A 25,131-nucleotide genomic window follows, 5' to 3' on the forward strand; every position below is an offset into this window, starting at 1 on the left:
CAAACAAAGGTTTTCACTTATTTGTTATTAGTTAGAAATCGTTGAATCCGCTAATAGCTCAAATGCAGCATGGGTCATTAGTTTTACACCAACTTTTATTGCTTCTTCATCAACCATAAATTTTGGGTGATGCCATCCGTAAGTTATACCTTTTTCTTGATTCCCTGAGCCTAGCCATAAAAAGCAGCCGGGTACTTCTTGTTGATAAAATGAAAAATCTTCTCCACCCATTGTTGATTCTGCCGTCACAACATTGTCAGTTCCGACTGTTGTAATTGCTGCTTCACGTACTACTTTTGTTACTTTTGAATGGTTGAAGACGGTAGGGAGTAAGATGTCATAATCGATTTCTACTTCTCCTCCAAGTGAATGAACAAGGTTTTGAACTAATGTTTGAAAGCTTGTTTGAATTTGCTTTCGAACTGATTCATTTGAAGTTCGAACGGTACCTTTTAAAATTGCAAATTCGGGAATTACATTATTCGTATTTCCAGCCTGGAATGCCCCAACTGTAATGACAGCTGATTCTTTTGGTGAAATTGTTCGGCTAACTAGTGTTTGTAGAAGGTTGACAACCGCGCTACCAATTACGATTGGATCAATTGCTTTTTCTGGAAGTGCTGCATGCCCACCTTTACCTTTAATCTTAATTGAAAAATCATCTACACTTGCCATTAGGAAGCCTTCTTTTATACCGATTGTACCAACTGGAAGATCAGGCATATTGTGAAGTCCAACAATTGCTTTTACATCATTAATCAATCCTTCAGCAATCATTTTCTCTGCGCCACCTTCTGCCTCTTCGGCAGGTTGGAAAATTAATCGAACGGTACCTGGAAGCAGATGTTTTAATTCCTGTAAAATGAATCCAACTCCTAGTGCAATTGTAGTGTGAACATCATGGCCACACATATGAGCGACTCCATCAATAATGGAACGAAATGGTAAATTAGATTCCTCTTGAATTGGCAATGCGTCAATATCTGCTCGGAGTGCAACAATCGGTCCTTCAAGACCAGCTATTTCAGCGCATGCTCCAGTTTTACTATTTAAAGATAATTTTTTGATGTTAGCTTTGTCTAACTCTTGACTGATAAATTTCGTTGTTTGGAACTCTTGATTACTTAATTCAGGATACATATGCAAATGTCTACGAATTTCTAATAGTCTTGAAAAATATTTGTCTACTAATGCGTCTATTTGTGCTTCTAATTGATTCATCTTAAGATTCTCCTTTTGAACTGAACTCATAATTTTTTGTTTGTTTATGTAATGAATTGTATAATTATTCTATCGTTCATACAATACCTTTTTACTATTTGGTAATGAGATAAGGTGTTTTTTACTATTTCGATATTGTACTCATTGGGTATTTAGAAGTTATCATCTATAAAAAATTTAAGTATATTTATTATTTGTTAATAAGGTGAAATGAGTAAAAATTCATTTTGCAGAACAATTTTCTCGACGTTCCTGGAAAATAAACTTTCATCCTTTTCTTTTACAAAATTGAAATTCTGTTTTAAGGTATTAGGTATAAAAAAGTAAAGGAGTGAGAGAATTGGTATATGCAGTTGGATTAATGTCAGGTACATCTTTAGATGGAATCGACTCCGCCTTAGTAGAGATCACTGGATATGGATCTGATACAGAGGTTAAATTGATTGATTTTATGACGATTCCACTAGAGGAAGCTTTATTAAAAGAGATTGAAGATGCGATTACACTTGTTTCTTCAAATGCCCAACATCTGTGTAGTTTGAATTTTAAACTTGGCTATGCTTTTGCAGATGCAGTGAAACAAATTTGTAGTAAAAATCAATTTCCACTAAATAAGCTAGATTTTATTGGATCACATGGTCAAACGATTTATCATCAGCCTGAAGTAGAAGCAAATTTTGTACAGTCTACATTGCAGTTAGGTGAATCAGCAGTAATTGCCTATGAAACGAATACAAAGGTTGTTTCTAATTTTCGAGTGATGGATATGGCAGCTGGTGGATATGGAGCACCTTTGGTACCACATTCAGAGTTATTACTTTATAGGAGTAAAACGAAGACACGCTTATTACAAAATATTGGTGGAATCGGTAATGTAACGATCGTCCCAAAGAATGCTACGATTGATGATTTAGTAGCTTTTGATACAGGCCCAGGTAATATGATTATTGATGAAATTTGTAAGCGTTATTTTAACGTGCCATTTGATGCAAGTGGTGAATTGGCTGCTAAAGGTAACGTAAATGAGAGATTACTAGAAAGATGTATGAGTATCCCTTATATATTAGCTCCAATACCAAAAACCACAGGCAGAGAGTTATTTGGTACACAGTTTGTTGATGAAATTTTAGTAGAGTTTAGTGATGTTTCACCGATTGATTTCATTACTACAATGACGATGTTTACAGCAAAATCAATTGCTGAAAACTACAAAAAGTTTATTTTGCCGAATCATCCAATTGATGAAGTCATTGTTGGTGGCGGTGGTAGTCATAATAAAACGCTATTACACATGCTTCAAGAATTATTAGGTGAACATTCAAAAGTATTAGTCCAAGAAGATATTGGCTTTTCTTCAGATGCAAAAGAAGCAATTGCCTTTGCTATTTTAGCAAATGAAACATTAAATGGTTTACCAAGTAATGTTCCTGGAGCAACAAAGGCAAATCGATTAGTTATTTTAGGAAATATTACACCTAAACCATATTAGGAGGATGAATCGTGAAAAAATTAGGAATCTCAATCTATCCAGAACACTCAACTGTTGAAAAAGATAAGGCTTATATTAAATTAGCTCATCAATATGGTTTTAAACGAATTTTTACTTGTTTATTATCAGTAAACGGTGACAAGGAACAAATTATAAAAGAGTTCAAAGAAATAATTGATTATGCAAATAGTTTAGAGATGGAAGTGCTTGTTGACATTGCACCTCGAGTATTTGGTACTTTAAATATTTCATACAATGATTTATCATTCTTTGCGGATTTAGGAGCTTATGGTATTAGACTTGATATGGGATTTACTGGGAATGAAGAGTCCATTATGACTTATAATCCTTACGGGTTAAAAATCGAAATTAATATGAGCAATGCTACAAAATATTTAGAGAATATATTAGCTTATAAGCCTAACCAGTCAAATTTAATCGGATCTCACAATTTTTATCCACATCGTTACGCAGGTTTAAGTTATTCACATTTTGTAAAATGTAGTGAAGAATTTAAAAAGCACGGAATTCGCACAGCTGCATTTATTAATTCACAAGCTGCAACATACGGTCCATGGCCAGTATCTGAAGGTCTTTGTTCTTTAGAAATGCATCGTAATTTATCGGTTGTAACCCAAGCAAAGCATTTATTTTACTCAGACTTAATTGATGATGTCATTATTGCAAATGCATACGCGTCTGAAGAAGAATTCAAACAGCTTGCCGAGCTGAACAATAATGGCAAAGATTTATTTACTTTAACGATTGATTTACATGATTCAATTACAGATTTAGAGAAAAAGATTGTTTTAGATGAGTTTCATTTTTATCGAGGGGACGTCTCAGATTACCTAATTCGTTCAACTCAGTCTCGCGTTAAATACAGAGATGAAGAATTTAAACCAACTTATACACCACATATTCGTAGAGGAGATATTTTAATCGAAAATGAATTATATGGTCAGTATAAAGGTGAATTACAAATAGCACTTCAGGATATGGAGAATTCAGGGAAAACTAATGTGGTTGGACGAATTGTCGAAGAAGAAGTTTTCCTACTAGATTTCTTACATCCATGGAGTAAATTTCAGTTTAAAGAAAACTAAATAATCAGTATTTCAAAAAGATGTGAAATTTTTTTTTACATCTTTTTGAAATTTTATTTCACTTTTTTTCGGAAAATATTGAAATTTATTTTTGGTAGGAATATAATAGCTTCATAGAAAACGTTTCCAGTTTTTTGAATCTTTGATTTTATCAAATTTAATTTAGGAGGATCTAACTATGAAAGTATTATTTGTATGTGCAGGCGGAATGTCTAGTGCGATTGTTGTAAACGCTTTAAAAAAAGAGGGAGAAAAAAACGGTTTAAGTCTAGATGTTTTAGCGGTAGGAACGCAAGAGTTTGCTGAGGAAGTTAAGAATGGTTGGGATGTAGCAATGGTTGCACCACAAGTAAGACACCGATTTGATGGATTTAAAGCTTCATCTGATGAGGCGAGTGTACCTTGTGCAGTAATTCCACCTCAAGCGTATAGTCCACTTGGAGGAGCAACATTATTAAAACTAGTTCAAGAATTAGTTAAATAGTTTAATAATTTAATAAAAAGAGGAGAAGAACAAATGGATAAGTTTATTGCATTTTTGGAAAACAATCTATCAACACCAATGGCAAAACTATCTGAACAGAAACATTTACGAGCGATTCGTGATGGAGTAGTCTCAGCGTTGCCATTTATCATTTTTGGAAGTTTATTCTTAATTATTGCCTTTCCACCAGTTCCTGCAGATTCTGCTGTTGGGGTATGGGCAGCCAAACATGCTGCGGACATTTTAATTCCTTACCGACTTACAATGTACATAATGACCCTATATATTACCTTTGGAATCGGTTATAGCTTATCTCAAAGCTATAAACTAGATCCACTTTCTGGTGCATTATTATCTGGCTCTGCATTTTTATTTACAACTGGAGTTCAAATGATTGATAAAGTCGGATTTGTATTACCAATGGCAAATATGGGCGGTCATGGACTTTTCGTTGGTATGATTACATCGATCTTTGCAGTTGAAGTATTACGTTTTTGTAAAACCAAAAATATTACAATTAAAATGCCTGACTCCGTTCCAAGTTCTGTTGCACGTTCATTTGAAGCACTTATACCTGTAACAGTTGTTTTAACGGTAATGACTTTAATTACAGTTGTATTTAAAGTTGATACACATTCTCTTGTAGACAAAGCTGTTGCTCCTTTAATTAGCGCTGGTGATTCATTACCGGGTGTATTAGTACCTGTATTCTTAATTACATTTTTCTGGGCATTTGGTATCCATGGGGTATCAGTAGTAGGTGCAGTTGCACGTCCAGTTTGGGAAGTTTATTTGGCTAATAACTCTGCAGCCGTTGCAGCTGGGAAAGTTGGAAGTCAACTACCACATATTGCTCCAGAGACTTTTTTCCAGTGGTTTATTTGGATTGGTGGTTCAGGTGCAACGTTAGGTTTAGTAATTGCTATGTTAATAGCCGGAAAATCTAGTTACTCAAAAGCCCTTGGCAGAACCTCTATTATCCCGAGTATTTTTAACATTAATGAGCCAGTTATTTTTGGTACGCCAATTGTATTAAACCCTGTACTAATTATTCCATTTATGATCGTTCCAATAATTGGTGCTACGATTGCTTACCTTGCAACAGCAGCTGGATTAGTTAATCCAACTTATGTAATGGTTCCGTGGACCTTACCTGCTCCAATAGGTGCATATTTATCTACAGGTGGAGATTGGAGAGCAATTATTCTAGTAGTAATTAATTTGACTATATCTGTAGTAATCTACTTACCATTCTTTAAACTGTACGATAAAAAATTGTTGGCACAAGAGTCAACTACGATCGAAATCGATAAAGATGTAAAAATGTCTGTATAAATTCATAGTAAAGGGAGTTTGGGATCATAGATTCCAGCTTCCTTTATTTATTACTAAATAAGCAAGAAAGGAAGCTTAACATGAACACTACAAAGAATCTTCATTTTTTTAGTTATAAAGGTGCTTTTGTATTTTTTATATTTATTCTTGCGTTTAATCTTATCTTTAATCCAGTTCTACTATTTATTGGAATGAGCAAAGATCTTGCAGTATGTATTACGAATAGCATAGGTCTTAGTGTAGGACTTACAGGCGTGATTGTATTTATTGAAGGTAAGTTTAAGAATAAGAAACAAGCTTCAATCTTATTTTTTACATTATTAATTTTCTGCACAGTGACTTGCTATATTGTTGTTTTCAATTCATAAGAAAAAATATGAAATGAAGGTGTATTCAAAATGGATAACAAAAGCGGAATTAAAATCGTAACAATAGGTGGAGGCTCTAGTTATACTCCAGAATTAGTTGAAGGATTTATAAAAAGATATAATGAACTACCTGTTAGTGAGCTTTGGTTAGTTGATATAGAAGCAGGTAAAGAAAAGCTAGAAATTGTCGGTAATTTGGCTAAACGAATGGTAAAAGAAGCAGGAGTTCCAATGGAAATTCATTTGACGTTAGATCGAAAGTTAGCCTTAAAAGACGCTAACTTCGTGACGACTCAAATGCGTGTAGGATTATTAGAAGCAAGGATTAAAGATGAACGTATTCCTCTGCAACTCGGTATGATTGGCCAAGAAACGAATGGTGCAGGTGGGTTATTTAAAGGTTTAAGAACGATTCCTATATTACTTGAGATTGCAGAAGAAATGCAGGAACTATGCCCAGAAGCTTGGTTGATCAACTTTACAAATCCAGCTGGAATGGTAACAGAGGCTTTGCTTCGATATAGCAATCATAAAAAAGTAATCGGTGTTTGTAATGTACCAATTAATATGACGATGACAATTGCTAAATTATTAGAAGTAGATCTAAGTCGTGTACATATCGATTTTGCTGGATTAAATCATATGGTTTATGGCCTACATGTTTATGTTGATGGAAAAGAAGTGACAAAGCTTGTTTTAGAGCTACTGGCAGATCCAGCTATACAAATGACGATGAAAAATATTGCACCACTTCCATGGCAAAAGGAATTTCTTATGTCATTAGGAGTTCTTCCTTGTCCATACCATCGTTACTATTACAAAACTAAGCATATATTGGATGAAGAATTAGAATCATTCAAAGCTGGTACTACTAGAGCAGAAGTTGTTAAGCAATTGGAAGATGACTTATTTGAATTATATAAAGATGAAAATTTAACAATTAAACCGCCACAGCTTGAAAAAAGAGGTGGAGCATATTACAGCGATGCTGCTTGTAGTTTAATTACTTCTATTTATAACGACAAAAAGGACATTCAAGTATTAAACGTTCAAAACAATGGTTCAATACAAGGGATTCCAAATGAGTCAGCTGTAGAAGTAAATTGTATTGTTACAAAGCAAGGTCCAATTCCAATTTCAATCGGTGAATTACCAGCTCAAATAAATGGTTTAGTTCAGCAGATTAAATCATTCGAACGAGTTGGGGCAAAAGCAGCCGTTACTGGATCTTATGAGTTGGCTTTACTAGCTTTAACAATTAATCCTTTAGTACCAAGTGATGAAGTTGCAAAGGAAGTTTTAGATGCATTATTAGATGCTCATAAAGAGTACTTACCATTATTCTTTAAAGATGAATTGGTAGTTCAATAACGATTAAAATAAATAAACAACTAAGGGGATCATGAAGATGAATATGAATAACGAACTAGAAATTTTTGAAATTATTTCACATGGTGGAAATGCAAGATCACTAGCTTATGAAGCATTAGAAGCTGCAGAAAAAAATGATTTTGAAACGGCTGATCGTTTAATCGAAGAGTCTCACGAAGAAATCGGTCATGCACATAAAACACAAACGACTTTAATACAAGCTGAATTAAACGGTCAACCATGCGAAAAATCTTTACTGATGATCCATGCACAGGATCATTTAATGACAGCAATGAGCGAGCAAAAGCTAATCGAGCATATCATTCGCTTGCATAAAAAATTAGCTGAAAAATAATCGTTACATATAGTAAGAGTATAGATAGAGATTTGGGGGTTTAGCCCGGTGAAATATATCATTAGTCTTGACGGTGGAGGAACTAAATCAGAGGCAGTTGCTTATGATTTAGAAGGCAATGTCATTAGCCAAGGTTACTCTGGTTTTAGTAATCTACTAATTAATGAAAAAGATGGAATTAATCACATTATAGAAGCGATTGAAAAATGTTTAAGCACTTTATCAAAGGAAAATTGTCTATTTCTATTTATAGGAATTGCTGGAATTGGTGGAGTTAAAGATCGAAGTCCTTTAGAAAGAGCATTAAATGATGCCTTTCAGATCCCTTTTAAAATTGTAAATGACGCGCAAATTGCCCATGCAGCAATGCTTAATGGACAAAGCGGTGTACTGACAATTGCTGGTACTGGATCAATTTGTATTGGAATGCATAAAGAGCATACAGTTACAGCGGGTGGATGGGGACATCTACTTGGAGATGAAGGAAGCGGTTATTGGATTTGTATGGAAGTTTTTAAAAAAATTACGCAAGAATTTGATGAAGGCATTCCGTTAAGTTATTTATCTTTAAAAATGCTAGAAAGATTACAACTAAAAGAAGCTGATGGACTCAAAAAATATATTTATCATAATATAAAAGCTGAGATTGCATCTCATGTTCCATTCATTGTTGAAATGGCGAATTTGGGTGATCTAATGGCCCTAACAGTTTTAGAAAGAGCTGGTCAACATCTTGGAAAAACGACAATCCAAGCGATAAAAAAATTAAACCTTCGAGAAGAGCCTCGAGTTGCTATTAAAGGAAGTATTCTTCAAAGAATACCAGTTGTTCAGAAAACGTTTATTCAAACAATTCATGAGCAATATCCAACAGTACTATTTTATACAGAAGATGTTTCCTCGACGTTTGGAGGATATCTTCTAGCGATGAAAGAATTAAATAATTATTAAAAGCAGGAATAGATTAAGTGCAGGGAGAACTGGAAATGCATTTAATAGAATATCCTTTCCTTCATCCTTAACCCCTGCCTTTTTATTCCTGAACTTAAGGGGTGGTATTGTGTTAGAGGATTTAACAACTGAAATTAGAAATGAGCGTACAAGTAAACTGGATCAGTTAAGTGTTGATGAATTTTTACAGATAATGAATGAAGAAGATCAAAAAGTAGCATTGGCAGTTAAAGAAGAAATCCCGATGATTTCAAAAGTAGTTCAGCTAGTCGTTGAAGCATTTCGAAATGGAGGCCGTTTAATCTATACAGGTGCTGGTACAAGTGGAAGAATTGGACTTTTAGATGCAGTCGAATGCCCACCTACATTTGGAACTGACCCTAGTGAAGTAGTTGGCTTAATTGCAGGGGGAGAAAGAGCATTTATTAAAGCAGTTGAAGGTGCTGAAGATAGCGAAGAGCTTGGCAAAGAGGACCTTCAAAGTATATCACTTACTAAAAATGATATCGTGATCGGTATCGCTGCTTCAGGTAGAACCCCTTATGTAATAGGTGCTTTAAAATATGCTAACGAGATTGGAGCAAAAACCGTCGCTGTAGCATGTAATAAAGAATCGAAAATTGGAGAGGTTGCGATACATAAAATTGAAGTAGATAACGGTCCAGAAGTATTAACTGGCTCTACTCGATTAAAAGCGGGAACATCTCAAAAATTAATTTGTAATATGATTTCAACTGCTTCAATGATCGGTATCGGAAAAGTATATAAAAACCTAATGGTAGACTTGCAATTGACGAATATTAAACTAGTTGATCGGGCGAAAAGAATAATTGTAGAAGCAACTGGATGTGATTATGAAACAGCAAGTCATTATTTAGTGAAAGCACATAATCAAACGAAGATAGCAATCGTCATGATTTTAACAGGAATGAATTATGAAGAAGCGATTAAGAGTTTGAAAAACGCTAGTGGTTTCATTAGCAAAGTAGTGAAAAATTAAGTAGAGCGGCAACTAGTAAATCGCTTACTAGCTTGTCGCTTTTCTTTTCGCGTTAAAATTGTATTCAATTTTTATACTATATAATTTATAATTTGTTTAGATTGTATTCATGCGAAAAAGAGTCGAATACAATATTTTTTGGTTTAAAATTTTCATAATTCTTAATTTTATATAAATACAAAGAGAGTTGAGTAGATTAAATGAATGCATTAAACGGCGGTTTAATCATGTTAAAAGAAATGCTATATAAACTTCCACCATCTGAAAGAAGAGCAGCCAAATATATTATCGAAAATCCAGAAAAATCAATTCAATATACAGTTTTTGAGCTTGCAGAAAAAAGTCAAACAAGTAATTCAGCCATTATTAGATTATGTCGTTCACTAGGCCTAAAAGGGTTTCAGGAGCTAAAGCTACGCATTGCAGGTGATATCATCACGACAAGTGAGACAGGCTCAAGAGATATTAATTTAGGAGAATCAACTGCATCCATCGTTAAAAAAATGATGAATAATAATATTCAAGCTATTAAAGATACTAGCGATATTATTAATGTTAGTGATTTAGAAGAAGCTGTACAAGCTCTAACAAAAGCTAGAAATATTTACTTCTTTGGTGTCGGAGGATCAATGGTAGTTGCATTAGACGCCCAGCAGAAGTTCTTGCGTATTAAGAAATATACATCTGCATTTACTGATTTACATTCGTTAGCTGTACAAATAGCAAACCACGAAGAAAATGACGTATTAGTTGGAATATCGTTTTCCGGCGAAACATGGGAAGTTCAAAAAGCTCTCCAAATAGCGAAGGAAAATGGTGTAAATACAATTAGTATTACTGGTTTTGGTTCTAATTCAGTTTCGAACCTATCAGATATAAAGTTATTCAATTCTCCACACCGAGAAGCGACATTTCGAAGTGGAGCAACGTCTTCAAGGATGGCTCAACTACATGTAATTGATATTTTATTTATTGCTGTTGCGACACAAGAATACGATCAAACAATTCAGTATATTGACCAAACAAGAACGGCTATTTCATCATTAAAAAAATAATGAGATAAAAGTAATGAAAGTTCGATAATGTTGAATGAAATTTTAAAATATTTGTATCCTCAATTTATTTGAGATATAATACGTTAAACCATTTCTTTACCAGGATCCACGTTAGATAGCCCTTATTCTATTTTGGAATAAGGGTTTTTTGCTTTTGCACATTAAGAAAATATAAATTGGAAGGCGGTGAAGATCAGTCGACGTAGATGCCAATTTTAGGTATAAGTATAAGTGCAACTACCCCTCTGTCTTCTCCTAAGGCTCGCCAATCGGCGAGTTTTCTTTATAAACATAAAAAAGTCAGATTCTACTATGTAGAATCTGACTTTTATTAATTATGCTTTTTTAACGTTAGTTGCTTGTGGACCGCGTTGACCTTGTTCTACTTCAAAAGTAACTGCTTGTCCTTCATCTAATGATTTGAAACCATCAGTTTGAATTGCTGAGAAGTGTACGAATACATCATCACCATTTTCACGCTCGATGAATCCAAAACCTTTTTCTGCGTTAAACCATTTTACTTTACCATTTTCCATTGATGTAACCTCCTTGTGCTGCTTACGCACATTGTAATAGTTAAATTTTAACAATTTTATTAAAGATATGCAAATTTCTCTGAAAAATAATTCATTAATTAATTTAAGTGACTTGCTAAAAGTCCATTTTAAAAGAGAAAAATGAGTGAGTTAGATAAAATTTTGAACACGATATCAAACGGTTCTATTTTTCATTTTTTTGATGTCTAAAAAAATTTTTTTTTTGGACATTTATGCTAGGAAACCCTGTCATATCAACGAATTTTAATGGTGGACAAATTTTGTCCATAGGGTGGATAAAGTCCCTGGAGAAATGCTGATTCGAACGTGTTATAGTGTGCTTAGGAGGTGTTTCTAATGCAAATTTTAATCTGTAAAGAATGCGAAGAAACCATTGAGTACACGGAGTATAAAAAAGTTGTCAAAATCTATTCTACTTGCGAAACTTGCAAAAACGAAGCTACTAATTCAACTGCAGAATAATATATATATATATTAATTAATGGAAACCCAGCAAACTTAAGTTCATTCATTCGGTTTTCTATAATTTTATCCTAAATATTAAACGGAAAGAGGCACCTCCAAGCTAGGATGGTGCCTCTTATGCTGTTTTGAATCGGATTATCTTATTAATTTGGGCCACTTTGAGCATTTAGCATGTGAAATTCATAACGTCTGCACGTCTTACCAGCGCTGGACGCCGCTTTACTAACGAAGAACACCGTTTTATCAACGAAGAATATCTTTTTATCAACAAAAACATCGCTTTATCAACGAAGAACATCTTTTTATCAACAAAAACATCGCTTTATCAACGAAGAACACCATTTTATCAACGAAGTTCACAACTTTATCAATAAAGTTCACAAAGTGTTCGTATGCTTTGAGAGATAGATTGCGTTATATTTCAACACACGAAAAAACACAAGGAAAAACAAATTCCTTGTGCTTTCTCATCATGTTTATTTTACTTCGTATTCAGCTGCTTTTAAAAGTATATCAACGATATGCACGACTTCCACACGATCTGATTGTTTTTCTCGGTCGACACCTAGTTTCATTTGAAGTAAGCATCCAGGATTTGCAGTTACTATTGTCGTAGCTTGCGTTTTTGTTGCTTGCTTCATCTTGTAATCTAGTATTTGCATCGACATTTCTGATTCGACAATATTATAAATACCGGCAGAACCGCAGCAACGGTCTGCGTCTTTCATTTCGTGATAGTAAACATTTTGAATGGACTTCAATAATGTTCTAGGAGCGGAAGCAGTTCTCATGACATTTCTTAAGTGACATGAATCCTGATACGTAATAATTTGTTCTGGTAAACTTAATTTCACTTTTTTATGGAATTCAACTTCTACTAGAATTTCCGATATATCTTTTAGTTTATTTTTAAATGAAATCGCTCGATCTTTCCAAATCGGATCATCTTTAAGAAGGTGATCGTAGTCAATTAGGAAACCTCCACAGCCACCTGCATTTGTAATGATATAATCTACTCCAAGATTCTCGAAAGCTTCGATATTTTTCCTAGCCATATCTTTTGCAATCGATTTTTCACCGCTATGTCCATGTAATGCGCCACAGCACGCTTGGTCCTTAGGAATGACAATTTCACAGCCAGCTAATTGTAAAAGCTTCATTGTCGCATTGTTTGTGTCTAGGAACATCGTATCCATTAAACATCCAGAGAAAAATGCTACCTTTTTAACTTTTTCTTTTAGTGGAGGTAGATAATCAGGGCGTGATTTCATTTGTTTCATAGTTGGAACTTTTGGTAAAACTTTTTCCATAGCAGATAAGTTGTTTGGTATTAACTTCATGATTCCAGCTTTTCTTGCAACGACTTGTAGGCCTGTTCGTTGATATAATCCTAATAAGCCTACAGCTAGTCTCATACGCTTTTGGTGTGGAAAAAGTTCTTTAAATACGACTTTACGTACTGCTCGTGCAGGAAGTGAATGCTTTTTGTGTTGCGCAATAATATCTCTTGCTTCTTCTAGTAAATGGCCGTATTTTACACCAGAAGGACAAACAGGCTCACATGCACGACAACCAAGGCAAAGCTCAAGTGTACGTTCCACATCTTCATCTGGTTCAATTAAACCATCCGTTACTGCTTTCATTAAAGCAATACGGCCACGTGGTGAGTGCGATTCTTTTTGTCCAGATTCAATATATGTTGGACAGCTTGGTAAACAAAAACCGCATCGCATACAGTTTAAAAGCTCATCTTCGTTCATACGTTCTTTAAATTGTTGACCGATTGCTTGTTGTTCTTGAAGTGTTGTCATTTTGACACCACCATTCTTTTGCGACTATCTTTTGCAAAGACTTTACCAGGGTTCATAATATGATTTGGATCTAAAGCTGATTTGACAGCAAGCATTGCGTTAATGCCTTCTTTGCCAAGCTTTAATTCAAGGTAAGGAGCTTTTACGATTCCAACTCCGTGTTCACCTGTAATCGTGCCACCTAGTTCAATTGCTTTTTCAAATATTTCTGCAAATGCTTCTTCTACTCGTTCCATTTCTTCATGATTACGAGCATCAGTTGGACAAGTAGGGTGTAGATTACCATCGCCCGCATGGCCGAACGTACAAATTTTCACATTATGTTTTTCAGCAATCTCATTAATTGCATTAACCATTTCAGCAATTTTAGAACGAGGTACAGTCGCATCCTCTAAAATTGTTGTCGGTCTTAATTGTGCAAGAGCTGAAAGAGCAGAGCGTCTAGCCGTACGTAATGCTACTGCTTCTTCTTCGGATTTAGCTACACTCACTGAAACGCATTTTTCTTGCTGACAGATTGATTTAATTAATTCGATGTCTCTGTTTACAACTTCTTCCGGACCATCTTGTTCAATTAGTAATACAGCTTTTACATCGGTCGGTAACCCAATTTGCGCAAAGTTTTCAACTACTTCTAGAGTAGGTTGATCCATAAATTCAAGTGAAGTAGGAATAATTTTATTAGCAATAATTTTAGAAACAGTTTTGGCTGCATCTTCTAAGCTATCATATAATGCAAGCATTGTTTTTTTCGTTTCTGGCATTGGGATTAGCTTCAATGTAGCTTCAGTAATAATTCCTAATGTTCCTTCAGAGCCAACAAATAAACGAGTGAAATCATATCCTGCAACATCTTTTGCTAGTTTCCCACCAGTTCGAATGATGTCACCGTTTGCTAATACGATTTCAAGAGCGATTACATAATCACGAGTTACGCCATATTTTAATCCACGCAGGCCACCTGAATTTTCATTAATATTTCCACCTATTGTAGAAATTTTCATTGAGCTTGGATCTGGCGGATAAAATAAACCTTTTTCTTCGATTTTATTGATCATATCAAGTGTCACTACACCTGGTTGAACTGTAATCGTTAAGTTTTCTTCATCAATCTCAAGGATATTGTTTAAGTGTTTAAATAAAACAACGATTCCGCCCTCAGTTGGACAAGTACCACCGCATAAATTCGTTCCCGAACCTCTAGGTACAATTGGAATGATGTGTTCGTTACAAATTTTCACAATTTCGGATACTTCTTTAGTAGAGCGAGGACTAATGACTGCATCCGGAAGTGATTGCAAATTTGGTGTAGCATCGTAAGAATAGACGAGTCTCTCAACTTTTGAATCATCATAATTTTCATTTCCAACGATTGCTATTAAACGTTGAGCAATGTCTTTTGTAATCATAAATAAATTCCCCCCATTATCTTAATTCAAGTATAAAGAGTTAGTAGACGAATTTACTATAGAGAAAAATACAGAAAAAACACCAATTATCGGTGTTTTTTTGTAGAATCATCTAAAAGGTATGTTCCTATATATAGTTTGAATAAATCTTGGATATTTTTAGGATTCAAATTCGTTAATTCAGAAATTTTATTGAGGCGATATAGTAGTGTGTTTATATGAATATGTAATGTTTGTGCAGTATTTTTAAGCGATAGATTTTGGTTTAAATATTCTTTGATCGTACTATATAAATCTTCTTCACTTAAAATCGGTGAAATTGTACGTTGTATAAATGTTTTCTTAATTTCTGGTGAAAGTTCCTGCAAGATTAAATCAATTGTTAAGTCTACATCAAAAATAATTGAACTTGTTTTTAATGCGACCTTCAATGCTCGAACTGCTTGATGGTATGATTTATGTAATTGATTTGGAAGGATTTGTTGCCCAACACCAGCAGCGATCGGGAAGTTTAGTCGATTTTTAATTATTTCATAAAGATCATTTACTCGTTGTAGAGTATCTTTATTCAAATCGTCTACTTTCATCAAAACTACAATACGATTATTGCCCCAACGAACAAGTACGTCCTCTGAAGATCGATTAGTTAAATCCAGCAATAGTTGGCGAGTATCGATTGGTAACATATTTGAATTTTCCCACTCAAAAATAACAATCTGTCTTGCATAATTTAAATCAATATTTAACATAGTCGAACGTTCATAAAAAGGATCATCCCACTCGATATCTTGAATCCAATCAAATACAAATGCTTCAAGTGCTCTTTGGTGTAAATCAATTTGGTCTGTATAATAATTTTCTCTAATTAATAATTCGGTCATTCTACGAAGCATTTCTCCAAAAGGTGAAATTTGTTCGGGATTTCCTGTAATGCCAATCACTCCAACTATTTCATTTTGAAAATAAATAGGAAGATTAATACCAGCCTTTACACCAGTCAATCGGTTTTCATCTTCGGAAGTTATCGTAAAAGTTATCCCCTCATTAATTGCAATTAAGGAACCTTCGTGAAACGTACCAGTTCGCGTTGGATCCGTACTTGCAATAATGATTCCATTTATATTAATAATAATGATATCCTCTTGTATTAGTTTCCTAACTTCATTTATGATTTTTAAAGCTAACTCATCAAGTACCATGGTTTTCTCCGATCACAATAGTTAATACTAGTATAATGAAAAATTTCGTTATTTCTACTATTTGTTATACAATTTAGTTTGTGAAAATAGTAGGAGCAGGAAAAATAGGATTCATTTAACCCTGTCTTTTCTTAGTCTTGCCCGTAATATCCTAGTTTTAACGTGTAGGGTTACTAAATGGAAAGGGTATAATAATACATATATAAGTAATAAAAAGGAGTAAGTGATGAACAATTATAAATTAATCATTCAGTACGATGGAGGCCGTTATAAAGGTTGGCAAAGGCTTGGTAATGGCGAGAACACAATTCAAGGTAAAATTGAACATGTAATTTCAGAAATGGTAGGAAGAGAAATTGAAATTATTGGTAGCAGTCGAACGGATGCAGGTGTACATGCCTTTGAACAGGTTGCTAATTTTAAAATAAAAGAAAACATACCTGATTTAGAAATTAGAAGTTATTTAAATCGTTATCTACCAAATGATATTAGTATAAAAGAAGTTTCTATGGAATCTGACCGTTTTCATTCAAGATATAATACGAGTGCTAAAACGTATGTATATAAAATTTGGAATGAAGAATACTCGAATCCTTTTATGCGCAAATATAGTATGCATGTAGAAGAGAACTTAGATCTTAAAAAAATGAAAATGGCAGCAAAGTACTTTTTAGGTGAGCATGACTTTACAGCATTTTCAAATGCCAAGTCTAAGAAGAAATCAATGGTTCGTGAAATCTACTCAATTGATTTCGAAAAGATAGACGGATTTATTCAAATAAGAATTAGCGGCAATGGGTTCTTATACAATATGGTTCGAAAAATTGTAGGAACATTAATTGAAGTTGGTACTGGTAAATTAAATGCAGACAATATACCAAAAATAATTGAATTAAAGGATCGTGCACAAGTGAGTAATCTTGCAGATCCTGGTGGGTTATATTTGGAAAAAATAGAGTTTAAGTCATAACTTGAGTCACCCGAGAGTATTACGAACACAATGTGAACTTTATTGATAAAGCTGTGAACTCCGTTGATATAATGGTGTTTCNNTACAGAACTTCGTTGATATATTGCTGATTCACGTTGATATATATCTGGCACTGGTTAAAATCATCATTTTGCCAGCAAATCATACCTTTTTAACATCAAAAAAGAGCATGGAAATAATATTCCAGTGCTCTTTTTTTAGTTCTTAAGTTTATTTTCTCTGGCATCATATGCTTTTTCTTTAAATAGAAGCATAAGGAAAAATCCGATTAGTAATAAAATTAGCATGAAAAAAACGGAATGATTCCATGTAGATTGTTCGCCTTTAATGAACTGCATCGCATCGATTACAATTACCGCACCTAAATTACCTGCCATTAGAAGTAGCCCAGTTGCTTCTCCTGATACTGTTTCACCAACTAGCTCTTCTGTAGATGATAATAGTAAGGCAAAGGCCGGTAAAAAAATAAAGCCAAGGACACTGCCTAATACAAGTAGAAATGTAAAATTTCCTGAAGTGCAAACAGGATAAATTAAAAGGAGGGACCCGATTATCGTAAAGAGTAAAAATGGTTTTCGTTTTCCAATTTTGTCTGAAAAAAACGGAATTATAGTGGAGCCAATTATGCCCCCAATGATTAAAGAGCCTCCGACAATTCCAGCTTGTTCCGAGGAAATTCCGAACGGTTTTAATATTTGTTCAAGCCAGGATGTTAGTCCATTAAAGACGCCTAATCCTAAAAAGGAAACAATGTTTAATAGTAAAAGGTTTTTGTTTTTGAGTAATTTAAATGTAGTACTAAAACTACTAGATGCCGTTCGTTTGAAATCTGTATTATGATGCCCGATGAAGTAGAAGATGAGAGTAGCAAGTATTGTTAGGATTGCCATGATGACTAAAGTTAATTGAAATCCAAAAAGATCGACCAAAAGGGGAGTCACTGCTAATGCTATTGCCATGCCGATGAACATCCCTACGGTGCCAATGCCTGTTGCGGTAGCTTGCTTATTTTTAGGAAACCAGTCAACGACTAAACTTGATATGGCATTTAAAATATAAGGTTGGCCAATCGCAATCCCTATTTGACCAATTAAGAGGAATGAGAAGCTTGAATCAAATATTCTGATACAAGAAAAAACTGACATGAATAGTCCGCCTATTAATATGCTAACACGATATCCACGTCGATCAATTACTTTGCCAGCGTGTATTGAAAGGAGTATATAAATTAGTGGGAATACAATTAATAACCAATTAATGTCTGACTCTGTTACTTCATAATGCGATTTTAAATAAGAGATAAGAGGTGCAAAATTTAGCCAAAGCATTTGACTAATACCAGCAAGTACAGCAAATGATACTAAGACATACCAGTTTGTGAATGGCTTTGAAACTTTAGTAGACGTCATTCGATCACTTCCCTAACATATTTTCTATAAATAAATCGATTTAATAGAATATATGTTACGAAGTCTACTAATAACAACTCGTTTGAATAAACAAATATAAACATTTTCTTCAAATTTAAACACCTCTAAAAGTAGCTTAACTAATCTGCTACTTTTAGAGGTGTATTTAAACTATTGATTCCTTTCTAAGTAATCAATAGCATTTTTTAATCTGTTTAATCCTTCAATAATCTTAGATTTTGGGCAACCAATATTCATACGGATAAAATCCTTTCCGGCCAAACCATATGTTTCTCCAGGCATGATCGCTACTTTTGCATGATGAACAAGTGCATGCTGTAACTGTTCGGTAGAAAAAGGGAGCCCGGAAATATCAATCCATGCCAGGTATGTTGATTCAGGCATAGTAAATTTAAGTTTTGGAAGGTTTTTATTAATGAAATCTTCTACCGTTTTTATATTATCATGTATATATTCGACCAATTCATCAACCCAGTCGCCACATGTATTGTACGCTTTAATTGTCGCCAGTGTCCCAAAAATACTTGCTGATGAAAGTCCGTCTCGATTTTTTATTGATAAGAGAAATTCATTATTCATTTTTTCATTAGGTAAAATCATATATGAGCCACCTAATCCAGGCGTATTAAATGTTTTACTAGCAGAAGTACAAATACATACTTTCTCCAAATTGATGCTAGTGTTTATGATTGGAATATGGGAATTAGGCTCATGCACAATATCCATATGAATTTCATCAGAAATAATGAAAACATTATGTTTATTACACAAGTCAATAATTGTTTCCAATTCATGTTTTGTCCAAACGCGTCCTGTAGGATTATGCGGACTACATAATAGCATGACTTTAGCACGCTTGTGAGATAGTTTTTGTTCTAAATCATCAAAGTCGATTCGATATTTACCATTTTCGTAGAGTAATTGATTGTCAGAAATGAGTCGATTGTTATCTTGAATGACTTTAAAGAAAGCATCATAAGCTGGAGTTTGTATCACGATATGATCGCCCTCATTCGTCAAGTATTCAATTACTTTCGAGATTGAATAAATGACACTTGGACTGTAAACAATCCAATCTTCTTTTATTTCACATGAGAAACGCTTACGAAACCAGCCGATAATTGAATCTTTAAATTCAGCATGATTCCAACGCGTATAGCCAAATATGCCATGCTTCATTCGTTTTTCTAATGTCTGTATTATTTCATCTGGACACTGAAAGTCGGTATCTGAAATCGAGAAGGGGAGCAAATCTGGTTCTCCAAAACGATCTTCAATATAGTCCCACTGTGTACAATAAGTGCCAGTTCGATCAATCATTTGATCAAATTTGTATTTCATTTCGTACATCCCCAATTTTATTTATGATGATAATTTTTCTAATTGTGATTTAAGAATACCTACTTGTGGACCAATAACAACTTGTAAATTATGCTCATCTAATTTCACAACGCCGAGTGCACCACAATCTTTTAAAACTTTTTCATTAATCATCTGCATATTATCGACAACAAGTCTTAATCTAGTAATACAGTTATCTAGTGATTGAATATTCTCTTTCCCACCTAAAGCAGTAAGGATTTTTAAGGCTTGTGCATTTGTACCTTTCATTACTTGTTCTTTACTTTGATCTTCTTCTTCTGCTATTTCTCTACCAGGAGTTTTTAAGTTGAATTTTAATATTGCGTATCTGAAAACTGAGTAATAAACGGCAAACCAAATTGCACCTATAACGGGTACGAGATACCATTTTGTTTTAACGCCCTGTAAAACACCGAAGATAATAAAATCAAGTATGCCACCATCAGTATTACCGATTGTTAAGTGAAGTAGTGCCATTACCATAAAGCCTAATCCTGTTAAAATAACATGAATGAAATATAACGGTGGAGAAACGAATAAGAATAAGAATTCGATTGGTTCTGTGATACCGGTTACAAAAGTTGCAATCACACCTGAAATTAAAAGTCCTTTAATTTTCTTACGATTTTCTGGACGAGCAGTGTGATAAATTGCCAGTGCTACTGCTGGTAAACCAAACATAAACGTTGGCATTTTACCTTGTGATAAGAAAGCTGTCGCAGAAGGACTAAATGGTACACCAGCTTTTAATTGTGCGTAAAATATATTTAGAGCCCCAGATACTGACTGACCATTAACAACCTCAGTACCACCAGCATCAGTAAATCGAATCATTGCAACTAAAATATGATGAAGACCAAACGGTAATAGTAAACGCTCACCAGCACCAAATAAAAATGGTCCGAACACACCAGATTTTTGAATTAAAGTTCCAATACCTGTGATTGCGATTGCAAAAATTGGCCAAATCATTGGAATGATAATCCCAACGATTGATAAAGTAAGTGTTGTTATAATTGGAACGAAGCGAGCACCACCAAAAAAGGCGAATGCATCTGGAAGTTTTATACTATAGAAACGATTATGTAATAAATAAACGATTATACCGGCAATGATCCCACCTAACACACCCATTTCGATTGTTTGGATTCCCATTACCATACCTTGACCAGCTTGACGCATTTTATCTGCTGCTACTAATTGATTTGTTTCTGTTAAATAAAAATTAATTGATAAGTGCATGATGACATAACCAACAAAACCAGAGAAAGCAGCTACGCCTTTTTCATAACGTACAAGACCAAACGGAATAGCCATCGCAAATAAAACTGGTAAGTACGAAAATGCAAAACCACCTATCGTAGACATAAAGCTAAAAATAACTTGCAGTACATGATTTCCTAAAAATGGGAATGTCTCAATTGTTGTTGGACTAGTAAATGAACTTCCAATACCTAACATAAGACCCATAAAGGCCAATAAGGCTACAGGTACCATAAAAGTCTTACCTAAACCTTGGAAAAATTCCCACAGCTGTGATTTAACGGACTTCTTCTTTGCCATGTTATTAGCTCCTTCGTTTTTTATTATGTCTTAAGAATACTCACACCCAAAAAGATTAACAACCGTTTGAGATGTTTATGTAAGCGTGTACAATTTTTGTATATTGGAAAGAAATTAAGAGTAGAAAAAGAAGTGAAAGCAGGAAGAGAAAAAAGCAGGGATACTAGGAAAAGTTAAAAAATTTCACCTAGTTCCTGCTCATTATTTTTCATTTAGATAGGCAATGATTATGAAGTCTAGTACCATACTTAAGGGGAAGCGTGATGTCATATCGAGTTCTCCGAAGTAAGTATTTGTAATGAAGGCTTGGAGTGATAAATTTACTTCTTTTTGTAGGCGGTTGCTGTGATTTCCGGTGATGGCAATCGTTTTAACATTTCTGCTTTTTAAAATATGAGCGAACTCCAACATGTGCAAAGTTTCTCCACTATATGAAACTAATATAGCTAAATCATTTTCTGTTAAACTATTTGCTGCACTTCGTAGCTCGTCCCAATCAGTTCGAGCATTACATAGTTTTCCCGCAAACATAAGTTTTCTAGAAGCATCGACACAAGCAGGAAGCGAATTACCAACTCCAAAAATCTCTACATGTGTGCTTTCTTTTAGTAATTTAGCGGCTAGCTTTATCTTTTCCTCATCAATATACTCTAATGTTCGCTCCATTTCTTCCTTCATTCTTTCAATATGCGTATTCAGTAGATAGGAGGTAGAAGACACTGGACTTTGAGCTTTATTCGTTTCCATTGAGAGGGTATACTTTAAGTCCTGAAACCCACGAAATCCTAATTGTTGGCATGTTCTACTGATCGTAGCTGTAGATACATAAAGTTCCTTAGATACCTCATCAAGATTAAGCTTCGTAATATAATCAGTATTTTGCAAAATATAATCCAAAACTTGTTTTTCAAGCTGGCTTAGTTTTTCTCTATTTTGTGATAATCGTTTTAATAGTATTTGCATAAAATCTCACCTGCTTTTAGTGAACTAGAATAATATCTTATTATATAGCAATTATTCAGAATTAAGTGAAAGAAATGTGGATAATTTGCAACAGGATTAAAGAGGAGGAAAATATTTTAATTTTAATTTAATCTATTCAAAAGAATAATAGGATGATAATTTAATATAGAGATTAAATTTATTAATTAAATCTAAATAAAGGGGAAATCATTAGTTGAATAATTTGCAGGATATTTTTATTCAGAATGGATTTAAAGTAACAAATGAGGGAAGTAAGTCAATTGAATTTGAACATAGTTTAATGAATGAAGTAATTTATTTACTCCCTAATATTGAAATTACTATTGTGAGGAGTCCAGAGAAGATTGAAGAGAAACCAGAATTAATTAATGATAACATACGCAAAAATCACAATACATCGTTTAAAAAGTTCCCTAAAAAAAGAAATAAAGGGAAAAGTCCAATTCACTATGGCTATGCCTTTAAATTTCAATCACCTCAAGAATTATCTACGTTTCTTTACACTTTAAATAAAAATTAACTTAAACGAAAAGGGGAAAAAATGTTGAAAAAGTATTTTACATTTTTAATTGTAATTAGTTTTATTCTATTAAGTTTTAAAAAACCAGTAGAAGCAAGTACAATTACATATCCTATTAATCAACCAACATATGTTTATAAAGATAAAAAATTTACCTCAAATATTAAGGATATAATACCAAAAAAGAAGGTAGCAGTCGTTAAATCTAGCAGAGATTGGTATTATGTAAAATACACAGATCTAAATGGTAAACAGCAATATGGATGGATTAACACTAAGGGCACGAAGGTACAAATAACGAAACCCAAGACATTCTATTCATTACCTATGAAGACGAATGCTGATTTAGTAAAAAAGAAGGTATTAAAAGGTTATTACATAATAAAAGGTGCAACGAAGACAGGGTGGTACAAGGTCTTATATAATAATCAAGATTATTTTATTCCGATTTCACCTTTTAATGTTACTCTAAATGTAAATACACTAGCATATAAAAATCCAATGGAGCAGACCAATCATATAACTGTAAAAAGTGGAACATATACAATATTAGATGAACAGGCGGAAAATTGGTATAAAATCTCTTATAATAAACAGCAAGTATGGTTACAAAAAATAAAAAAAGTAAGATCCGACGAAAAAGCTGTTTTTAAGAGTGGCTTAACTATTGTTAAAGAGTTGGAAGGAAGCGCATGTACTAATCACGTTAAAGATCATGGAGGTTTGACTAAGTATGGAATTACCCAAAATGTGTATGATGAATATCGAGATGGTCATAATTTAGGGAGGAATTCTGTATGTAAAATCTCAAGTAAAGAAATTGAAGACATAATATACAAAACATATTATGTACCAACTAACGGAACGAAAATGAGCTCAAAATTAGCAATTGTCATGTTAGATACAGCTGTTAATTTTGGTAAAGGGACCGCGTACGCGATTTTTCAAAGAGCAATGGGCATTGATAAAGGGAAGACAAATTGGGGTCCATTAACTAATTATAGTTTTAACCATTTAGCGACGAATCAGGAAAATGATGTTGCGTTAAGAATGATATTTGAAAGAATGCGTTCGCGTTATAATATTGTAGCCAAAGACCCAAGTCAAGGGGATTTTCTTAAAGGCTGGCTAGCTAGAGATCAGAAGTTACTCACGAAATTGGCATTGAAATAGTATAGTTTAGAGAGTGGGTGTCCCAAAAGTAATTTTTAGGGACACCTTTTTTTGCTTAAAAGTAAAAAGGATATGAATCAATGATTCATACCCTTAAGGTAGTCAAATTTTAAATTAAAACTCACCAGTTCCGTGATTAAACATCCAATGAATGCCGAACTTGTCCGTTAAGCTACCGTAAGCTTTGCTCCAAAAAGTTTCTTGAAGCTCCATCTCAACTTTACCGCCATCACTTAACTTAGTAAAGACAGATCTAAGTTCTTCTAAGTCTTCACTTAAAAATGATAAATGAATATTATTGCCTTCCACAAAAGGGAAACCAGGGAATGTATCTGAGAACATTACATTGCTACCGCTAATGTTAAGTCTTGTATGCATAACTAAATTTTTTGCTTCTTCAGGTAGTGGATACTCTGGATTTGGAGGTGCTTCTCCAAAAGTCATGATTTTTGGTGTTTCCGTGTTAAATACAGCTGCATAGAACTCAACTGCTTGACGAGTATTTCCATTAAAATTTAAATAAACATCGATTGGCATTTAATTCACTCCTATTTCTTATGTATTTAAAAGCCTACAAATCCATTCTATCCAAAAAAAGGTAAATTAACAAACTAAGATTTGTAAATTGTGTGAAATATTCTGATTTTATTTTTGATTGGAAATAAAAAAAGTGGAATCGCAATTAAAAGTAGGGAATCGCAATTAAATTAAAAAAATATCAAATAAATAACTCAAAATGAACTAAATTAAGTCGTTTCTATAAAATTATTTCTTAAAAAACAATTAATCTGCTGTACATCACTTCATGAGTAGGTTAAAAAGCTTCTATTCAAATAAAAAATTGCTCTGTTTTAACCCGGACCGTTGATCTCCATAAAAGTAATTACTAAAAGTTCGTAGAAAATTGTCGTAAATATAGTAAAGACTGATTA

Annotated in this window: 25 protein-coding genes; 15 read left to right on the forward strand and 10 right to left on the reverse strand. The window is 33.7% G+C overall.

The features are described 5' to 3' along the window. Window positions 1-27: 27 nt before the first annotated feature. Entirely contained in the window at window positions 28-1,221 is a 1,194-nt protein-coding gene (locus CN601_RS08105) for a M20 metallopeptidase family protein (RefSeq protein WP_257131649.1), read from the reverse strand. A 340-nt stretch (window positions 1,222-1,561) separates the two neighbouring features. Between CN601_RS08105 and anmK the strand changes: the two genes are divergently transcribed. The 10 genes from anmK (at window position 1,562) to CN601_RS08155 (ending at window position 10,735) form a co-directional block, all read left to right on the forward strand. Beyond that, a complete protein-coding gene (anmK, locus tag CN601_RS08110) occupies window positions 1,562-2,710 on the forward strand; it encodes an anhydro-N-acetylmuramic acid kinase AnmK (protein ID WP_098170736.1) in 1,149 nt (382 codons plus the stop codon). 11 nt (window positions 2,711-2,721) lie between these two features. Beyond that, entirely contained in the window at window positions 2,722-3,816 is a 1,095-nt protein-coding gene (locus tag CN601_RS08115; RefSeq protein WP_098170737.1) for a DUF871 domain-containing protein, read from the forward strand. Between the two features lie 178 nt (window positions 3,817-3,994). Then, window positions 3,995-4,300: a PTS sugar transporter subunit IIB gene (locus CN601_RS08120; RefSeq protein ID WP_098170738.1), complete on the forward strand. Its 306-nt coding sequence runs from the start codon at window positions 3,995-3,997 to the stop codon at window positions 4,298-4,300. Between the two features lie 33 nt (window positions 4,301-4,333). After that, window positions 4,334-5,635, forward strand: a complete 1,302-nt coding sequence (locus tag CN601_RS08125; RefSeq protein WP_098170739.1) for a PTS sugar transporter subunit IIC — start codon at window positions 4,334-4,336, stop codon at window positions 5,633-5,635. An 80-nt stretch (window positions 5,636-5,715) separates the two neighbouring features. Beyond that, a complete protein-coding gene (locus tag CN601_RS08130; RefSeq protein WP_098119316.1) occupies window positions 5,716-6,003 on the forward strand; it encodes a hypothetical protein in 288 nt (95 codons plus the stop codon). Between the two features lie 30 nt (window positions 6,004-6,033). Beyond that, window positions 6,034-7,374, forward strand: a complete 1,341-nt coding sequence (locus CN601_RS08135) for a 6-phospho-beta-glucosidase (RefSeq protein ID WP_098170740.1) — start codon at window positions 6,034-6,036, stop codon at window positions 7,372-7,374. Window positions 7,375-7,411: 37 nt separating this feature from the next. Beyond that, window positions 7,412-7,729, forward strand: a complete 318-nt coding sequence (locus CN601_RS08140) for a PTS lactose/cellobiose transporter subunit IIA (protein WP_373604962.1) — start codon at window positions 7,412-7,414, stop codon at window positions 7,727-7,729. A gap of 48 nt (window positions 7,730-7,777) precedes the next feature. Continuing rightward, window positions 7,778-8,680 carry an N-acetylglucosamine kinase gene (locus tag CN601_RS08145; RefSeq protein WP_098170741.1) on the forward strand — a complete coding sequence of 301 codons (903 nt, stop codon included), beginning with the start codon at window positions 7,778-7,780 and terminating at the stop codon, window positions 8,678-8,680. A gap of 109 nt (window positions 8,681-8,789) precedes the next feature. Then, window positions 8,790-9,680, forward strand: a complete 891-nt coding sequence (gene murQ / locus CN601_RS08150) for an N-acetylmuramic acid 6-phosphate etherase (protein WP_098170742.1) — start codon at window positions 8,790-8,792, stop codon at window positions 9,678-9,680. Between the two features lie 200 nt (window positions 9,681-9,880). Next, window positions 9,881-10,735: a MurR/RpiR family transcriptional regulator gene (locus CN601_RS08155; protein WP_179865492.1), complete on the forward strand. Its 855-nt coding sequence runs from the start codon at window positions 9,881-9,883 to the stop codon at window positions 10,733-10,735. Window positions 10,736-11,070: 335 nt separating this feature from the next. On the opposite strand, the gene CN601_RS08160 is transcribed toward CN601_RS08155, so the two are convergent. Then, window positions 11,071-11,271, reverse strand: coding sequence for a cold-shock protein (locus CN601_RS08160; protein ID WP_056476843.1), 201 nt, complete (start codon window positions 11,269-11,271; stop codon window positions 11,071-11,073). A gap of 357 nt (window positions 11,272-11,628) precedes the next feature. On the opposite strand from CN601_RS08160, the gene CN601_RS08165 reads away from it, so the two are divergent. Beyond that, window positions 11,629-11,754 (forward strand): GapA-binding peptide SR1P, encoded by a 126-nt coding sequence (locus tag CN601_RS08165; RefSeq protein ID WP_098119311.1) that lies wholly within the window; start codon window positions 11,629-11,631, stop codon window positions 11,752-11,754. 176 nt (window positions 11,755-11,930) lie between these two features. Continuing rightward, the gene (locus tag CN601_RS26515) at window positions 11,931-12,131 is read left to right on the forward strand and encodes a hypothetical protein (RefSeq protein WP_142317318.1); all 201 of its coding nucleotides are present in this window, start codon (window positions 11,931-11,933) and stop codon (window positions 12,129-12,131) included. A gap of 102 nt (window positions 12,132-12,233) precedes the next feature. On the opposite strand, the gene CN601_RS08170 is transcribed toward CN601_RS26515, so the two are convergent. The 3 genes from CN601_RS08170 to CN601_RS08180 all read right to left on the reverse strand — a co-directional run bounded on the left by CN601_RS08170 (window position 12,234) and on the right by CN601_RS08180 (window position 16,176). Then, the gene (locus tag CN601_RS08170) at window positions 12,234-13,568 is read right to left on the reverse strand and encodes a (Fe-S)-binding protein (RefSeq protein ID WP_098170743.1); all 1,335 of its coding nucleotides are present in this window, start codon (window positions 13,566-13,568) and stop codon (window positions 12,234-12,236) included. Next, complete coding sequence (gene glcD / locus CN601_RS08175) at window positions 13,565-14,977, reverse strand: glycolate oxidase subunit GlcD (RefSeq protein WP_098170744.1); 1,413 nt, start codon at window positions 14,975-14,977, stop codon at window positions 13,565-13,567. Before glcD ends, CN601_RS08170 begins: the two co-directional genes overlap by 4 nt. A gap of 86 nt (window positions 14,978-15,063) precedes the next feature. Continuing rightward, window positions 15,064-16,176 carry a CdaR family transcriptional regulator gene (locus tag CN601_RS08180; RefSeq protein ID WP_098170745.1) on the reverse strand — a complete coding sequence of 371 codons (1,113 nt, stop codon included), beginning with the start codon at window positions 16,174-16,176 and terminating at the stop codon, window positions 15,064-15,066. Window positions 16,177-16,402: 226 nt separating this feature from the next. On the opposite strand from CN601_RS08180, the gene truA reads away from it, so the two are divergent. Continuing rightward, complete coding sequence (gene truA, locus CN601_RS08185; RefSeq protein WP_098170746.1) at window positions 16,403-17,146, forward strand: tRNA pseudouridine(38-40) synthase TruA; 744 nt, start codon at window positions 16,403-16,405, stop codon at window positions 17,144-17,146. Window positions 17,147-17,364: 218 nt separating this feature from the next. On the opposite strand, the gene CN601_RS08190 is transcribed toward truA, so the two are convergent. From CN601_RS08190 to CN601_RS08205, 4 genes are all read right to left on the reverse strand, one after another. Beyond that, the gene (locus CN601_RS08190) at window positions 17,365-18,576 is read right to left on the reverse strand and encodes an MFS transporter (protein WP_098170747.1); all 1,212 of its coding nucleotides are present in this window, start codon (window positions 18,574-18,576) and stop codon (window positions 17,365-17,367) included. Between the two features lie 171 nt (window positions 18,577-18,747). Further along, window positions 18,748-19,938 (reverse strand): MalY/PatB family protein, encoded by a 1,191-nt coding sequence (locus tag CN601_RS08195; RefSeq protein ID WP_098119305.1) that lies wholly within the window; start codon window positions 19,936-19,938, stop codon window positions 18,748-18,750. 21 nt (window positions 19,939-19,959) lie between these two features. Beyond that, entirely contained in the window at window positions 19,960-21,522 is a 1,563-nt protein-coding gene (malX, locus tag CN601_RS08200; RefSeq protein WP_098170748.1) for a maltose/glucose-specific PTS transporter subunit IIBC, read from the reverse strand. Between the two features lie 201 nt (window positions 21,523-21,723). Then, window positions 21,724-22,485: a MurR/RpiR family transcriptional regulator gene (locus CN601_RS08205; RefSeq protein WP_098170749.1), complete on the reverse strand. Its 762-nt coding sequence runs from the start codon at window positions 22,483-22,485 to the stop codon at window positions 21,724-21,726. A gap of 214 nt (window positions 22,486-22,699) precedes the next feature. Between CN601_RS08205 and CN601_RS08210 the strand changes: the two genes are divergently transcribed. Together CN601_RS08210 and CN601_RS08215 are read left to right on the forward strand one after the other, a co-directional pair. Next, on the forward strand, window positions 22,700-23,026 hold the full coding sequence (locus tag CN601_RS08210; RefSeq protein WP_098119302.1) for a hypothetical protein: 327 nt from the start codon (window positions 22,700-22,702) through the stop codon (window positions 23,024-23,026). Window positions 23,027-23,050: 24 nt separating this feature from the next. Then, entirely contained in the window at window positions 23,051-24,199 is a 1,149-nt protein-coding gene (locus CN601_RS08215) for a glycosyl hydrolase 108 family protein (protein ID WP_179865493.1), read from the forward strand. Between the two features lie 114 nt (window positions 24,200-24,313). On the opposite strand, the gene CN601_RS08220 is transcribed toward CN601_RS08215, so the two are convergent. Further along, complete coding sequence (locus tag CN601_RS08220; RefSeq protein ID WP_098119300.1) at window positions 24,314-24,736, reverse strand: VOC family protein; 423 nt, start codon at window positions 24,734-24,736, stop codon at window positions 24,314-24,316. Between the last annotated feature and the right edge of the window lie 395 nt (window positions 24,737-25,131).

Source organism: Bacillus sp. AFS017336 (genome assembly GCF_002555445.1).
Taxonomy (GTDB): domain Bacteria; phylum Bacillota; class Bacilli; order Bacillales; family Bacillaceae_G; genus Gottfriedia.